The organism is Streptomyces sp. BBFR102, from assembly GCF_051397025.1.
Taxonomy (GTDB): domain Bacteria; phylum Actinomycetota; class Actinomycetes; order Streptomycetales; family Streptomycetaceae; genus Streptomyces.
The window spans coordinates 4047514-4062305 of record NZ_CP195757.1; the positions used below are offsets into that span (position 1 = coordinate 4047514).

General features: G+C 68.3%; 11 protein-coding genes. All 11 read left to right on the forward strand.

The genetic code is table 11. The features are described 5' to 3' along the window. Positions 1–44: 44 nt before the first annotated feature. The 11 genes from typA (at position 45) to ACSLIC_RS18185 (ending at position 14363) form a co-directional block, all read left to right on the forward strand. Complete coding sequence (typA, locus tag ACSLIC_RS18135) at positions 45–1952, forward strand: translational GTPase TypA (RefSeq protein WP_436738750.1); 1908 nt, start codon at positions 45–47, stop codon at positions 1950–1952. Positions 1953–2460: 508 nt separating this feature from the next. Then, the gene (locus ACSLIC_RS18140; RefSeq protein WP_436738751.1) at positions 2461–4083 is read left to right on the forward strand and encodes a peptide ABC transporter substrate-binding protein; all 1623 of its coding nucleotides are present in this window, start codon (positions 2461–2463) and stop codon (positions 4081–4083) included. Positions 4084–4221: 138 nt separating this feature from the next. Continuing rightward, the gene (locus tag ACSLIC_RS18145; protein ID WP_436738752.1) at positions 4222–5151 is read left to right on the forward strand and encodes an ABC transporter permease; all 930 of its coding nucleotides are present in this window, start codon (positions 4222–4224) and stop codon (positions 5149–5151) included. Further along, complete coding sequence (locus ACSLIC_RS18150) at positions 5144–6112, forward strand: ABC transporter permease (protein WP_436738753.1); 969 nt, start codon at positions 5144–5146, stop codon at positions 6110–6112. Before ACSLIC_RS18145 ends, ACSLIC_RS18150 begins: the two co-directional genes overlap by 8 nt. A gap of 11 nt (positions 6113–6123) precedes the next feature. Beyond that, the gene (locus tag ACSLIC_RS18155) at positions 6124–7182 is read left to right on the forward strand and encodes an ABC transporter ATP-binding protein (protein ID WP_436738754.1); all 1059 of its coding nucleotides are present in this window, start codon (positions 6124–6126) and stop codon (positions 7180–7182) included. After that, positions 7175–8323 carry an ABC transporter ATP-binding protein gene (locus ACSLIC_RS18160; protein ID WP_436738755.1) on the forward strand — a complete coding sequence of 383 codons (1149 nt, stop codon included), beginning with the start codon at positions 7175–7177 and terminating at the stop codon, positions 8321–8323. Before ACSLIC_RS18155 ends, ACSLIC_RS18160 begins: the two co-directional genes overlap by 8 nt. A gap of 203 nt (positions 8324–8526) precedes the next feature. Further along, on the forward strand, positions 8527–10158 hold the full coding sequence (locus ACSLIC_RS18165) for a peptide ABC transporter substrate-binding protein (protein ID WP_436738756.1): 1632 nt from the start codon (positions 8527–8529) through the stop codon (positions 10156–10158). Positions 10159–10244: 86 nt separating this feature from the next. After that, positions 10245–11168, forward strand: a complete 924-nt coding sequence (locus tag ACSLIC_RS18170; RefSeq protein ID WP_436738757.1) for an ABC transporter permease — start codon at positions 10245–10247, stop codon at positions 11166–11168. Further along, positions 11161–12147, forward strand: coding sequence for an ABC transporter permease (locus ACSLIC_RS18175; RefSeq protein ID WP_436738758.1), 987 nt, complete (start codon positions 11161–11163; stop codon positions 12145–12147). Before ACSLIC_RS18170 ends, ACSLIC_RS18175 begins: the two co-directional genes overlap by 8 nt. Before the next feature lie 13 nt (positions 12148–12160). Continuing rightward, positions 12161–13141, forward strand: coding sequence for an ABC transporter ATP-binding protein (locus ACSLIC_RS18180; RefSeq protein WP_436738759.1), 981 nt, complete (start codon positions 12161–12163; stop codon positions 13139–13141). Next, positions 13128–14363, forward strand: coding sequence for an ABC transporter ATP-binding protein (locus ACSLIC_RS18185; RefSeq protein WP_436738760.1), 1236 nt, complete (start codon positions 13128–13130; stop codon positions 14361–14363). The genes ACSLIC_RS18180 and ACSLIC_RS18185 overlap by 14 nt, the downstream gene beginning before the upstream one ends. The last annotated feature ends 429 nt before the right edge of the window (positions 14364–14792 follow it).

Here is a 14792-nt window from a genome sequence, read left to right on the forward strand (position 1 = left end):
GACGAGACGCCTGATTCCCCGATCCGAGAGAAGCCCCAGCAAGCATGCCCACGCGTCACGACATCCGTAACGTCGCCATCGTCGCCCACGTCGACCACGGCAAGACCACCCTGGTCGACGCCATGCTCAAGCAGGCCGGCGGGTTCGCCGCCCACCAGCTGGATTCGGTCGACGACCGGGTCATGGACTCCAACGACCTGGAGCGTGAGAAGGGCATCACGATCCTCGCCAAGAACACGGCGGTGAAGTACCACCCCAAGTCCGGCGGGGACCCGATCACGATCAACATCATCGACACCCCCGGCCACGCCGACTTCGGCGGCGAGGTCGAGCGCGGTCTGTCGATGGTCGACGCCGTCGTGCTCCTGGTGGACGCCTCCGAGGGCCCGCTCCCGCAGACCCGCTTCGTGCTGCGCAAGGCGCTCGCCGCCCGGATGCCGGTCATCCTCTGCATCAACAAGACGGACCGCCCGGACTCCCGCATCGACGAGGTCGTCGACGAGACGTACGACCTCTTCCTCGACCTGGACGCCGACGAGGACCAGATCGAGTTCCCGATCGTCTACGCCTGCGCCCGTGACGGCGTCGCCTCGCTGACCAAGCCGAAGGACGGCACCGTCCCGGCCGACAGCGACAACCTGGAGCCGTTCTTCACCACCCTGCTGGAGACGGTCCCGGCCCCCCAGTACGACGAGGCCGCCCCCCTCCAGGCGCACGTCACCAACCTGGACGCCGACAACTTCCTCGGCCGTATCGCGCTGCTCCGGGTCGAGCAGGGTGAGCTGAAGAAGGGCCAGACCGTCGCCTGGATCAAGCGTGACGGGACCATGTCCAACGTCCGCATCTCCGAGCTGATGATGACCGAGGCGCTCACCCGCAAGCCCGCCGAGAAGGCGGGCCCCGGTGACATCTGCGCCGTCGCCGGCATCCCGGAGATCATGATCGGCGAGACGCTGGCCGACCCGGAGAACCCGGTCGCGCTGCCGCTCATCACCGTCGACGAGCCCGCGATCTCGATGACCGTCGGCACCAACACCTCGCCGCTGGTCGGCCGCGGCGGTACCGGCAAGGGCGCCGACAACAAGGCGGCCGTCAAGGACCGCAAGGTCACCGCCCGCCAGGTCAAGGACCGCCTGGAGCGCGAGCTGATCGGTAACGTCTCGCTGCGCGTCCTGGACACCAAGCGCCCCGACGCCTGGGAGGTGCAGGGCCGTGGTGAACTGGCGCTGGCCATCCTGGTCGAGCAGATGCGCCGCGAGGGCTACGAGCTGACCGTCGGCAAGCCGCAGGTGGTCACCAAGGACGTGGACGGCAAGGTCCACGAGCCGGTCGAGCGCATCACCATCGACGTGCCCGAGGAGCACATGGGCGCCGTCACCCAGCTCATGGGCACCCGCAAGGGCCGCATGGACAACATGTCGAACCACGGCTCCGGCTGGGTCCGCATGGAGTTCATCATCCCCTCCCGCGGCCTCATCGGCTTCCGTACGGAGTTCCTCACCAACACCCGCGGCACCGGCATCGCCCACTCCCTCCACGAGGGCCACGAGCCGTGGTTCGGCGAGCTGAAGACCCGCAACAACGGCTCCCTGGTCGCCGACCGCGCCGGTACGGTCACCGCCTTCGCGATGACCAACCTCCAGGAGCGCGGCGTCCTCTTCGTCGAGCCCGGCACCGAGGTGTACGAGGGCATGATCGTCGGCGAGAACTCCCGCGCCGACGACATGGACGTCAACATCACCAAGGAGAAGAAGCTCACCAACATGCGCTCCTCCACCGCCGACGTCTCCGAGTCGCTGGTGCCGCCGCGCAAGCTCTCCCTGGAGCAGTCGCTGGAGTTCTGCCGCGACGACGAGTGCGTCGAGGTGACCCCGGAGTCGGTCCGCATCCGCAAGGTGGACCTGGACGCGCGCACCCGCGCCCGCGCCGCCTCCAAGGCCAAGCACGGCTGAGTCCCGCCGCAGGCCGACGGTGCCCGGCCCCGTTCCCCCCTCACGGGTGGTGCGGTGCCGGGCACCGGCCGTTCTGACGCCATGGAGCCGTCCGAACCGGATGCGCGCAGCGCCCGGGCGCTGAAAGATGCTCCCCAGCTCCGTCCCGGAGACGCCGGCAGGGGAGCCGGGCAACCGGTTTTCGAGGGCAGAGTGTCCGGTATACGGACAACCACGCCCGATAGATGTGTAACGAGTCCGTTTCGCAACCATCTATCTCGGATCGGTTTGTCCGGATTTTGGAAGATGTGAGTGTCAGGTGTGATCGAACCGAGACCAAAAGGGTGTGGTCGGGCCGAACACCATGGCTAATAGTTGAGCGCGTAGAGCTCGGGTCAATGGGTCACGCGCTGTGGGGAGCGCCGACTCACGAGCACACTGGGGCACTCGATCTTCGCCGTCAGGGGTGTCGGCGATACGTCTTGTGCCCTCTCTCGCAGTGAACAAGTGGACTCATGAGGAGGAACCCATGCGTGGTGCCAAGAGCGCCAAGTGGGTCGCGGGTGCGATAGTCGTCGCCCTGGCCGCGACCGCCTGCGGTGGTAACGACGACGGTGACAACAAGTCGAAGGCGTCGGGCAAGCCCGCCGGCTACGTCTCGATCGACGTCGGCGAGCCGCAGAAGGCCCTGATCCCGGCCGACACCAACGAGAGCCTCGGCTCGTACGTCATCCAGTCGCTCTTCACCCAGCTCCTGGAATTCGACGCCGACGGCAACATCGTCTACACCAACGCCGAGTCGATCGAGACCAAGGACTCGAAGACCTGGACGGTGAAGCTGAAGAAGGGCTGGAAGTTCCACGACGGCACCCCCGTCACCTCCCAGTCCTACATCGATGCGTGGAACTGGTCCGCGAACATCGAGAACAAGATGCAGAACTCGTTCTGGTTCGAGGACATCAAGGGCTACGAGGACGTCCACCCCGACGGCGAGGGCGCCAAGCCCAAGGCCAAGGAGATGTCCGGCCTGAAGGCCGTGGACGACACCACCTTCACCATCGAGCTCTCCAAGCCGGTTCCGTACTTCGAGTACAAGCTCGGCTACTACACCTGGGCGCCGCTCCCCAAGGTCTTCTTCGACGACCCGAAGGCGTTCGGCCAGAAGCCGGTCGGCAACGGGCCTTACAGCTTCGAGAAGTGGACCCACAAGAAGCTCATCCAGGTCAAGGCCAACAAGGACTACGCCGGCGCGGACAAGCCGAAGAACAAGGGCGTCCAGTTCAAGAACTACGCCACCGTCGAGGCCGCCTACCAGGACGTCCTCTCCGGCAACCTGGACATGATCCGCCAGGTCGGTCCGAAGGACCTGCCGAAGTTCAAGTCCGACCTCGGCGACGGCGCCATCGAGCAGGAGTACGCGGCCGTCCAGTCGATCCACCCGGTCTTCTACAGCAAGCAGTGGAAGGACATCGACCCCAAGGTCCTGCAGGGCCTGTCGATGGCGATCGACCGCGAGACGATCACCAAGACCGTCCTCAACAACACGCGTAAGCCGGCGAAGAGCTTCACCCCCTCGCAGGTCAAGGGCAACCAGGACCTCGACACCCACATCTTCGACTACGACCCGGACGAGGCGAAGAAGCTCATCAAGGACGGCGGTGGCGTGCCGGACAACAAGATCTTCATCCAGTACAACACCGACGGTGGGCACAAGGAGTGGGTGACCGCGGTCTGCGAGTCCATCCGCAACGCCACCGGGGTCGAGTGCCTCGGCGACGCCAAGCCCGACTTCGCCACCGACCTTGAGGCCCGCGACAACGACGAGGTCAAGTCGTTCTACCGCGGTGGCTGGGTCGCCGACTACCCGCTGAACGTCAACTTCATGCGTGAGCTGTACGGCACCACCGCCGAGGCGAACAACGGCCGGTTCTCCGACAAGGAGGTCGACGGCCTGTTCAAGAAGGGCGACAACGCCAAGTCGCTGGAGGAGTCCGTCAAGTTCTACCAGGAGGCCGAAGAGGCCCTGGTGGAGAAGATGCCCGCCATCCCGCTCTGGACGTACCAGATCAACGGTGGCCACGGCAAGGACGTCGACAACGTCGAGGTCGACTACCGCGGTGACTTCGTGCTCACCGGCGTCACGGTCAAGTAAACACGCCCACGGGCCAATTCCCCACTTCGGCCATCACCCCGTCACCGGGCCGCTGACCCGGTGACGGGGGGACCGGGGGCCGTTCCCGCTCGCACGGGGGCGGCCCCCGGCCCGTAGTTATCCACACGGAGGCACCCCATGGGGCGTTATGTCGCACGACGACTGCTCCAGATGATCCCGGTCTTCATCGGGTCAACCTTGCTGATCTTCCTGATGATGTTCGCGCTGCCCGGCGATCCCGTGAGAGCGCTGGCCGGAGAGCAGGCCGTCGACCAGGCGCAGATCGCCGCTCTCAAGGCCGAACTCGGCCTCGACCGGCCGATCCTGGTGCAGTACGTCTCGTACATCGGGAACGTCTTCCAGGGCGACTTCGGCACGCAGATCGCGAGCCAGCGCCCCATCTCCGAGGTCATCCTCGACGCCTACCCGATCACGGTCCAGCTGGCGCTCTTCGCGTTCACCTTCATCGTGGTCGCCGGCATCCTGCTCGGCCTCGTCGCCGGCCTCAAGCCGAACTCGGTCCGCGACCGCGGCCTGCTCGGTCTGACCCTGCTCCTCATCGCGGTCCCGTCGTTCGTGACCGGCTACATGGCGCAGTTCGTCTTCGCGTTCAAGCTCGGCCTGGTCCCGCCCAACGTCGGACTCGAACCCAGCTGGAACGAGCTGCTGATGCCGGCCATGGTGCTGGCCTCGCTCTCCCTCGCCTACGTGGCCCGGCTCACCCGGACCTCCATCGCGGAGAACCTGAGAGCCGACTACATGCGGACGGCGGTGGCCAAGGGGCTGCCCAAGCGCCGGATCATCGGCGTGCACCTGATGCGCAACTCGCTGATTCCCGTGGTCACCTTCCTCGGTACCGACATCGGTTCCCTGATGGGCGGCGCGATCGTCACCGAGGGCATCTTCAACATCAAGGGCGTCGGTGGACTCATCTACGAAGCCCTGAGCCGCCGCGAGGGCGCGACCGTCGTCGGTGTCGTCACCATCATCGTGATCGTCTACCTCCTCGCCAGCCTGATCGTCGACCTGCTTTACGCGGTCCTGGACCCGAGGATCCGGTATGCCTGACAAGACCGCAGACCTGGAAAAGAAGACCGTGGGGAAGGCCGTCGCGCCCTCCTCCACCGAGGTCCCGCTGACACTGGACGCCGGTCCCGCGCCCGGCAAGCCGCGTTCGCTCTGGTCGGACGCCTGGCACGACCTGCGGCGCAGCCCGCTCTTCATCGTCTCCGCGCTGCTGATCCTCTTCCTGATCGTCATGGCGATCTGGCCGAGCCTCTTCACGGACGCCTCCCCGCGCGACGCCGACCTGAAGAACCACTACCTCCAGCACCCGAACTGGAGCCACTTCTTCGCCGCCGACTGGTTCGGCTACGACGTGCAGGGCCGCTCCATCTACGCCCGCGTGGTCCACGGCGCCCGCGCCTCGATCTCGGTCGGCGTCGTCGTCACCCTCGCGGTGACGATCATCGGCACCATCGTCGGCATGGTCGCCGGCTACTTCGGCGGCTGGGTGGACAGCGTGCTGTCGCGCGTCACCGACGTCTTCTTCGGTGTGCCGTTCATCGTCGGCGCCATGGTCATCCTGACCACCTTCGAGGAGCGCGCGGTCTGGGTGGTCATCCTGGCGCTGGCCTTCCTCGGCTGGACGCAGATCGCCCGTGTCGCCCGCGGCGCGGTGATCACCATCAAGCAGTCCGACTACGTGGTGGCGGCCCGGGCTCTGGGCGCCTCCACCAGCCGGATCATGTTCAAGCACATCCTGCCCAACGCCATGGCCCCGATCATCGTGGTCGCCACCATCGCGCTCGGTGGCTACATCGGTGCCGAGGCCACCCTCTCGTACCTCGGTATCGGCCTCGCCGAGCCGACGGTCTCGTGGGGTATCGACGTCGCCTCCGGCAAGGACCAGCTGCGCAACGCGCCGTACGTCCTGATGATCCCGTCCGTCATGGTCGCGATCACGGTGCTGTCGTTCCTCATGTTCGGCGATGCGGTCCGCAACGCCCTCGATCCCAAGATGCGCTGAGGGAGGCGTACGTGACCACCACCGCCAAGACCGCGACGGTCCCCGGACCGCGCGCTGCCGCCGACTACGACGGCCACCTGCTCGAAGTCCGCGACCTGCACGTGGAGTTCCACACCCGCGACGGTGTCGCCAAGGCCGTCAACGGGGTCAACTACACCGTCGACGCCGGCGAGACCCTCGCCGTCCTCGGTGAGTCGGGCTCCGGCAAGTCCGTCACCGCCCAGGCCATCATGGGCATCCTCGACATGCCGCCCGGCCGCATCCCGCAGGGCGAGGTGCTCTTCCGCGGCCAGGACATGCTCACCATGGGCAAGGAGGAGCGGCGGAAGATCCGCGGCCAGAAGATCGCCATGATCTTCCAGGACGCGCTCTCCTCGCTCAACCCGGTCCTCTCCGTGGGCTACCAGCTCGGCGAGATGTTCCGCGTCCACCAGGGCCTCTCCAAGAAGGAGGCCAAGGCCAAGGCGATCGAGCTGATGGACCGGGTGAAGATCCCGGCCGCCAAGGAGCGGGTCAACGACTACCCGCACCAGTTCTCCGGCGGTATGCGCCAGCGCATCATGATCGCCATGGCGCTCGCCCTGGAGCCCGACCTGATCATCGCCGACGAGCCCACCACGGCGCTCGACGTGACGGTGCAGGCCCAGGTCATGGACCTGCTCGCGGAGCTCCAGCGCGAGTACAACATGGGGCTCATCCTCATCACCCACGACCTCGGTGTCGTCGCCGACGTCGCCGACAAGATCGCGGTGATGTACGCGGGCCGGATCGTCGAGACCGCCCCGGTCCACGAGCTGTACGCCCGCCCGGCGCACCCGTACACCCGGGGTCTGCTCGACTCCATCCCGCGCCTGGACCAGAAGGGCCAGGAGCTGTACGCGATCAAGGGCCTGCCGCCCAACCTGACGCGTATCCCGTCCGGCTGCGCCTTCAACCCGCGCTGCCCGATGGCGCAGGACATCTGCCGGACCGAGGTGCCCGAGCTGGCCCTCGTCACCGAGCAGGACGGCACGGACCTGCCCGGCCGCGGCAGCGCCTGCCACTTCTGGAAGGAGACGATCCATGGCTGACATGGCCAAGAAGACCGAACCGGCCGACGTCACCCCGAACGTCTCCGACGTCGACGTGGTCGCCGACCCCACCAAGGACGAGGCCATCGCGGCCATCACCGCCCCGGTGGAGCGCGGCGAGCCCATCCTCCAGGTGCGGAACCTGGTCAAGCACTTCCCGCTGACCCAGGGCATCCTCTTCAAGAAGCAGATCGGCGCGGTCAAGGCCGTCGACGGCATCTCCTTCGACCTGTACCAGGGCGAGACGCTCGGCATCGTCGGCGAGTCCGGCTGCGGCAAGTCCACCGTCGCCAAGCTGCTGATGACCCTGGAGGCCGCCACCTCCGGTGAGGTCTTCTACAAGGGCACCGACATCACCAAGCTGTCGGGCCGGGCGCTGAAGGCGGTCCGCCGCAACATCCAGATGGTGTTCCAGGACCCGTACACCTCGCTCAACCCGCGCATGACGGTCGGCGACATCATCGGCGAGCCCTTCGAGATCCACCCCGAGGTGGCGCCCAAGGGCGACCGCCGCAAGCGGGTGCAGGAACTCCTCGACGTGGTCGGCCTCAACCCGGAGTACATCAACCGGTACCCGCACCAGTTCTCCGGCGGCCAGCGCCAGCGCATCGGCATCGCCCGCGGCCTCGCGCTCAACCCGGAGATCATCGTCTGCGACGAGCCGGTCTCCGCGCTCGACGTGTCGGTGCAGGCGCAGGTCGTCAACCTGATGGAGAAGCTCCAGGACGAGTTCAACCTCTCCTACCTCTTCATCGCGCACGACCTCTCCATCGTGCGGCACATCTCCGACCGGGTCGGCGTGATGTACCTGGGCAAGATGGCCGAGATCGGCTCCGACGAGCAGATCTACGACCACCCCACCCACCCGTACACGCAGGCGCTGCTCTCCGCGGTGCCGGTGCCGGACCCCGCCTCCCGCGAGGGACGCGAGCGGATCATCCTCACCGGGGACGTGCCCTCGCCGGCCAACCCGCCGTCGGGCTGCCGCTTCCGCACCCGCTGCTGGAAGGCGGAGGAGCGGTGCGCCACCGAGGAGCCGCTGCTGGCCGTGCCGCAGCGCTTCACCGGAAAGGACACCCCGGCAGCGCACGAGTCGGCGTGCCACTTCGCCGAGGAGAAGGACGTGGTGGGCGCCGCCTGAGGCGGCAGATCCGCACCCTCGTGGAACCAGGGGCGCCCCCGGCCGTACGCGGCCGGGGGCGCCCCTGGTTCGTGCGCGTCCGGGGGGAGTCCGGGCGGCCCTGAATCCCCCGGACGGTCCTGGTGCGCGTGCGGTGCAGGTGGGTTCGCGGTGGTATGGGGGCCGAAGTGCATCAGGCACGGGAACCCAGAGGGAGGCACCTCATGCGCGGAGCCACGCACGCCAGGTGGACCGCCGTCGCCGTCGCCGTCGCGCTCGCCGCGACGGGCTGCGGCGGGGGCGGGGACGGCGGTGGGTCAGGAGAAGGTTCCGGGATCGTGAGTTCCTCCTGGGGGGACCCGCAGAACCCGCTGGAGCCGTCCAACACCAACGAGGTCCAGGGCGGCAAGGTCCTCGACATGATCTTCCGGGGGCTCAAGCGGTACAACCCGAAGACCGGTGCCGCCGAGGACGCCCTCGCCGAGAAGATCGAGACCGACGACTCGGTCAACTACCGGATCACCGTCAAGGACGGCTGGACCTTCTCCAACGGAGAGAAGGTCACCGCCAAGTCCTTCGTCGACGCCTGGAACTACGGCGCCCACCTGGACAACAACCAGAAGAACGCCTACTTCTTCGGCTACATCGAGGGCTACGACGAGGTCCACCCCGAGGAGGGCGACGCCACCGCGCGCACCCTCTCGGGGCTGAAGGCCACCGGTGAGCGCACCTTCACCGTCAAGCTCAACCAGAAGTTCTCCACCTGGCCGGAGACGCTCGGCTACGCCGCCTTCGCCCCGCTGCCCACCTCCTTCTTCGAGGACCACGACGGCTGGCTCGCCAAGCCGGTCGGCAACGGGCCCTACAAGGTGGACAACTACGCCAAGGGCTCCCAGATGTCCCTGCGCACCTGGGACGACTACCCGGGCGACGACAAGGCGCAGAACGGCGGCGTCGACCTCAAGGTCTACACCGACAACAACACCGCCTACACCGACCTGACCGCGGGCAACCTCGACCTGGTCGACGACATCCCGGCCTCCCAGATCAAGAACGCCAAGAAGGACCTGGGCGACCGGTACCTCAACACCCCCGCCGGCATCATCCAGACCCTGACGTTCCCCTTCTACGACAAGGCGTGGGACACCCCCGACGGCGCCAAGCTCCGCACCGGCATCTCCCGGGCGATCAACCGCGAGCAGATCACCAAGACCATCTTCCAGAACACCCGCACCCCCGCCACCGACTGGACCTCACCGGTCCTCGGCAAGGAGGGCGGCTACAAGGAAGGGCTCTGCGGCGACGCCTGCGAGTACGACCCGGCAGAGGCCAAGCGCCTGGTCGAGGAGGGCGGGGGCATCCCCGGCGGCACCATGAGGCTCGGCTACAACGCCGACACCGGCAGCCACAAGGAATGGGTCGACGCGGTCTGCAACAGCATCAACAAGGCGCTGGACCAGGACCGTGCCTGCGTCGGCGACCCCACCGGCACCTTCGCCGACTTCCGCAACAAGATCAGCGAGCGGAAGATGCCCGGCCCGTTCCGCGCCGGCTGGCAGATGGACTACCCGCTGATCCAGAACTTCCTCCAGCCGCTCTACTACACCGACGCCTCGTCCAACGACGGCGACTGGTCCAACGAGAAGTTCGACAAGCTGGTCGACGAGGCCAACGCCGAGTCGGACACCGCCAAGGCGGTGAAGAAGTTCCAGCAGGCCGAGGAGGTGCTGCGGGACGAGATGGGCGCCATCCCGCTCTGGTACCAGAACGGCAGCGCCGGTTACTCCGACCGCATCTCCAACGTCGAGCTGAACCCGTTCAGCGTCCCCGTCTACAACGAGATCAAGGTCGGCTGAGCGCCCCGCCCGGCCCGGCCGCCCCGCGCGGCACCGGGCCGGGCGCCCGTACCCGCCCGCCGCCCGATCCGAACCCGGAGCCGTCCATGGGACGTTATGTGATCCGGCGCCTGCTGCAGATGATCCCCGTCTTCATCGGCGCCACGCTGCTGATCTTCCTGATGGTCAACGTGATGGGCGACCCCGTCGCCGGACTCTGCGGCGACCGGCAGTGCGACCCCGCCACCGCCCAGCGGCTCCGCACCGACCTCGGCCTCGACAAGCCCGTGTGGCAGCAGTACCTGACGTACATGGGGAACGTCTTCACCGGCGACTTCGGGACGGCGTTCAACGGCCAGAAGGTCACCGAGCTGATGGGCACGGCCTTCCCCGTGACGATCCGGCTGACCATCGTGGCGATCGTCCTGGAGATCATCATCGGGATCGCCCTCGGCGTCGTCACCGGCCTGCGCCGCGGCAAGCCGGTCGACACCGGGGTCCTCATCCTCACCCTCGTGGTGATCTCCGTGCCCACCTTCGTCACCGGCCTGCTCGTGCAGCTGCTGCTCGGCGTCAAGTGGGGCTGGATCAAACCGGCCGTCTCCTCCGAGGCCACGTTCGGTGAACTCTTCGTCCCCGGCCTCGTCCTCGCCTCGGTCTCCCTGGCGTACGTCACCCGGCTCACCCGCACCTCGATCGCGGAGAACCGGCGCGCCGACTACGTCCGCACCGCCGTCGCCAAGGGGCTGCCCCGGCGCCGGATCATCACCCGGCACCTGCTGCGCAACTCGCTGATCCCCGTCGTCACCTTCATCGGCACCGACATCGGCGCGCTGATGGGCGGCGCCATCGTCACCGAGCGGATCTTCAACATCCACGGCGTCGGTTTCCAGCTCTACCAGGGCATCCTGCGGCAGAACACGCAGACCGTGGTCGGTTTCGTCACCATCCTGGTCCTCGTCTTCCTCGTCGCCAACCTCATCGTCGACCTCCTCTACGCCGTACTCGACCCGAGGATTCGCTATGCCTGACCCGCAGCAGCCGGGCCTCCCGGACGACAAGTCGGCCATCTCGGCGGCCGGGGCGGGTGCCGCCACCGACATGGCGATGAGCGAGGGCATCAGCCTGGAGGGGCGGGACCCCCAGGGTGGCGGGCCCGACACCAAGCCGCGCTCCCTGTGGTCGGACGCCTGGCGCGAACTGCGCCGCAACCCGGTCTTCCTGATCTCCTCACTGATCATCCTCTTCCTGGTGGTCATCTCGATCTGGCCCTCGCTCATCGCCTCCGGCAACCCGCTCTCCTGCGACCTCGCCAAGTCCCAGGAAGGGTCCCAGCCGGGCCACCCCTTCGGCTTCAACCAGCAGGGCTGCGACGTGTACACCCGGACCGTCTACGGCGCCCGCACCTCGGTCGCCGTCGGTGTCCTCGCCACCCTCGGCGTCGCCGTCCTCGGCAGCGTCCTCGGCGGCCTCGCCGGCTTCTTCGGCGGTGTCTGGGACGCGATCCTCTCCCGGATCACCGACGTGTTCTTCGCCATCCCGGTGGTCCTCGGCGGGCTCGTCCTGCTCTCCGTGGTCACCTCCAACACCATCTGGCCGGTGATCGGCTTCATGGTGCTGCTGGGCTGGCCGCAGATCTCCCGCATCGCCCGCGGCTCGGTCATCACCGCCAAGCAGAACGACTACGTGCAGGCCGCGCGGGCGCTCGGCGCCTCCAACACCCGGATGCTGCTGCGCCACATCACCCCGAACGCCGTCGCCCCGGTCATCGTCGTCGCCACGATCGCGCTGGGGACGTACATCGCGCTGGAGGCGACGCTCTCCTTCCTCGGCGTCGGGCTCAGGCCGCCCACGGTCTCCTGGGGCATCGACATCTCGGACGCCTCCGCCAACGTCCGCAACGCCCCGCACATGCTGCTCTGGCCGGCCGGGGCGCTGGCCATCACCGTGCTGGCGTTCATCATGCTCGGCGACGCCGTCCGCGACGCCCTCGACCCCAAGCTGCGCTGAGGAGCTGCTGCCGATGTTGCTCGACGTGCGCGACCTCCAGGTGGAGTTCCACACCAGGGAAGGCGTCGCCAAGGCCGTCAACGGTGTCTCCTACCGCGTCGACGCGGGGGAGACCCTGGCGGTGCTCGGCGAGTCCGGCTCCGGGAAGTCCGTCACCGCCCAGGCCATCATGGGCATCCTCGACACCCCGCCCGGGCACATCACGGGCGGGCAGATCCTCTTCGAGGGGCGCGACCTGCTGACCCTCAAGGAGGACCGGCGCCGCAAGGTGCGCGGCGCCGAGATGGCGATGATCTTCCAGGACGCGCTCTCCTCGCTCAACCCGGTGCTCACCGTCGGCGACCAGCTCGGCGAGATGTTCACCGTCCACCGCGGCATGTCCCGCAAGGAGGCCAAGGCCAAGGCGGTCGAGCTGATGGACCGGGTCCGCATCCCGGCCGCCGCCGAGCGCGTCGACCAGTACCCGCACCAGTTCTCCGGCGGCATGCGCCAGCGCATCATGATCGCCATGGCGATGGCGCTGGAGCCCAAGCTGATCATCGCCGACGAGCCCACCACCGCCCTCGACGTCACCGTCCAGGCCCAGGTCATGGAGTTGCTCGCCGAACTCCAGCGCGAGTACAACATGGGGCTCATCCTCATCACCCATGACCTGGGCGTCGTCGCCGACGTCGCCGACAAGATCGCCGTGATGTACGCCGGGCGGATCGTCGAGACCGCCCCCGTCCACGACATCTACCGGGCCCCCGCCCACCCCTACACCCGCGGCCTGCTCGACTCCATCCCGCGCCTGGACCAGAAGGGCCGGGAGCTGTACGCGATCAAGGGGCTGCCGCCCAACCTGCTGGCCATCCCGCCCGGCTGCGCCTTCCACCCGCGCTGCCCACTGGCCCAGCCGGTCTGCCGCACCGACGAGCCGCCGCTCTACGAGGTGGACCCGCGCCGCCGGAGCGCCTGCCACTTCTGGAAGGAGACGCTCGATGGAGCCCGATGAGCGGCCCGGCCCCGGCGGGGGCGAGGCGAACACCGGCGCCACCCGCGACGACCAGACCGTCCGCAACCAGCCGCCCTCCAGCGAGGACCTGCTGACCCGCTCCCGCGTGGAGTCCGCCCACGCCGCGGGTGAGCCCATCCTGGAGGTGCACCACCTGGTCAAGCACTTCCCGCTGACCCAGGGCATCGTCTTCCGCCGCCAGGTCGGCGCGGTCAAGGCGGTCGACGGGGTCTCCTTCGACCTGCACCGGGGCGAGACCCTCGGCATCGTCGGCGAGTCCGGCTGCGGCAAGTCGACGGTCGCCCGGATGCTGGTCCACCTGGAGACCCCCACCGGCGGCGAGATCCGCTACAAGGGCGAGGACATCGCCCGCCTGTCCGGCCGCGCCCTGAAGGCCGTCCGCCGCAACATCCAGATGGTCTTCCAGGACCCGTACACCTCGCTCAACCCGCGTATGACGGTCGGCGACATCATCGGCGAGCCGTACGAGATCCACCCCGAGGTCGCGCCCAAGGGTTCGCGCCGCAAGCGGGTGCGGGAACTCCTCGACGTGGTCGGCCTCAACCCGGAGTACATCAACCGGTACCCGCACCAGTTCTCCGGCGGCCAGCGCCAGCGCATCGGCATCGCCCGCGGCCTGGCCCTGCGCCCCGAGGTCATCGTCGCCGACGAACCGGTCTCCGCCCTCGACGTGTCCGTCCAGGCCCAGGTCGTCAACCTCCTGGAGCGCCTCCAGGACCAGTTCGACCTCTCCTACGTCTTCATCGCGCACGACCTCTCCATCGTGCGGCACATCTCCGACCGGGTCGCCGTCATGTACCTCGGCAAGGTCGCCGAGATCGGCACCGACGAGGAGATCTACCAGCACCCCACCCACCCCTACACCCAGGCCCTGCTCTCCGCCGTCCCCGTCCCCGACCCGGGCGCCCGCGACCGCCGTGAGCGCATCATCCTCACCGGTGACGTCCCCTCACCCGCCAACCCGCCCTCCGGCTGCCACTTCCGCACCCGCTGCTGGAAGGCGCAGGACCGCTGCGCCCTGGAGGAGCCGCTGCTCGCGGTGCCGGAGGTCCTCCGCGGGGCGCAGGGGCCCGAGGTGCACCCCTCCGCCTGCCACTTCGCGGAGGAGAAGCAGATCGTGGTCCAGGCCGGCGAGGCACCGCGCGACGACGCCGAGGACGCGGACGGCGGTGCACGGGACACCGGTTCGGCGGAGTCCTGATCCAGGACGGCAAACCAGGATCAACCGCGTTAACACGACGGCAACTCGACGGTAGCGGCACCGATATACGGACGCGTCAGAGTCGGCAGCGTACGGCCGTGCGGGTGCCGTAGGCCGACCGGAGCGCTCAGGTGCTCCGGTCGGTCGTCTGTGGCGCGCTGCCAGACCCGCCCTCGGGGGCCGGCCACTGGTGGATGTGGAGAGCGTCACCGCGCGGCCGGCGGGCCGGTTCGCCCCCTCCCAGATCGCCGACTGGTGCGCCGCCACGCCGGAACTCCTCGCCCGACTGGCCTCGCGGTGGGGACCGGCGCCCGGTGCCCCTCGCGGACGGCGCCTCGTCGACCGCGCCGAGGTGCCGTCTGCCGGACGGCGCACCCGCCGTCCTGACGCTCACCCCGGAGCGGGAGCTGCTCGCCGAACGGGCCGTGA

Excerpts from the sequence above, each read along its gene's own strand:
- ACSLIC_RS18150 (WP_436738753.1), top strand. The coding sequence starts at position 5,144 with ATGCCTGACAAGACCGCAGACCTGGAAAAGAAGACCGTGGGGAAGGCC.
- ACSLIC_RS18160 (WP_436738755.1), top strand. The coding sequence starts at position 7,175 with ATGGCTGACATGGCCAAGAAGACCGAACCGGCCGACGTCACCCCGAAC.
- ACSLIC_RS18170 (WP_436738757.1), top strand. The coding sequence starts at position 10,245 with ATGGGACGTTATGTGATCCGGCGCCTGCTGCAGATGATCCCCGTCTTC.
- ACSLIC_RS18165 (WP_436738756.1), top strand. The coding sequence starts at position 8,527 with ATGCGCGGAGCCACGCACGCCAGGTGGACCGCCGTCGCCGTCGCCGTC.
- ACSLIC_RS18185 (WP_436738760.1), top strand. The coding sequence starts at position 13,128 with ATGGAGCCCGATGAGCGGCCCGGCCCCGGCGGGGGCGAGGCGAACACC.
- ACSLIC_RS18175 (WP_436738758.1), top strand. The coding sequence starts at position 11,161 with ATGCCTGACCCGCAGCAGCCGGGCCTCCCGGACGACAAGTCGGCCATC.
- ACSLIC_RS18140 (WP_436738751.1), top strand. The coding sequence starts at position 2,461 with ATGCGTGGTGCCAAGAGCGCCAAGTGGGTCGCGGGTGCGATAGTCGTC.
- ACSLIC_RS18145 (WP_436738752.1), top strand. The coding sequence starts at position 4,222 with ATGGGGCGTTATGTCGCACGACGACTGCTCCAGATGATCCCGGTCTTC.
- typA (WP_436738750.1), top strand. The coding sequence starts at position 45 with ATGCCCACGCGTCACGACATCCGTAACGTCGCCATCGTCGCCCACGTC.
- ACSLIC_RS18180 (WP_436738759.1), top strand. The coding sequence starts at position 12,161 with ATGTTGCTCGACGTGCGCGACCTCCAGGTGGAGTTCCACACCAGGGAA.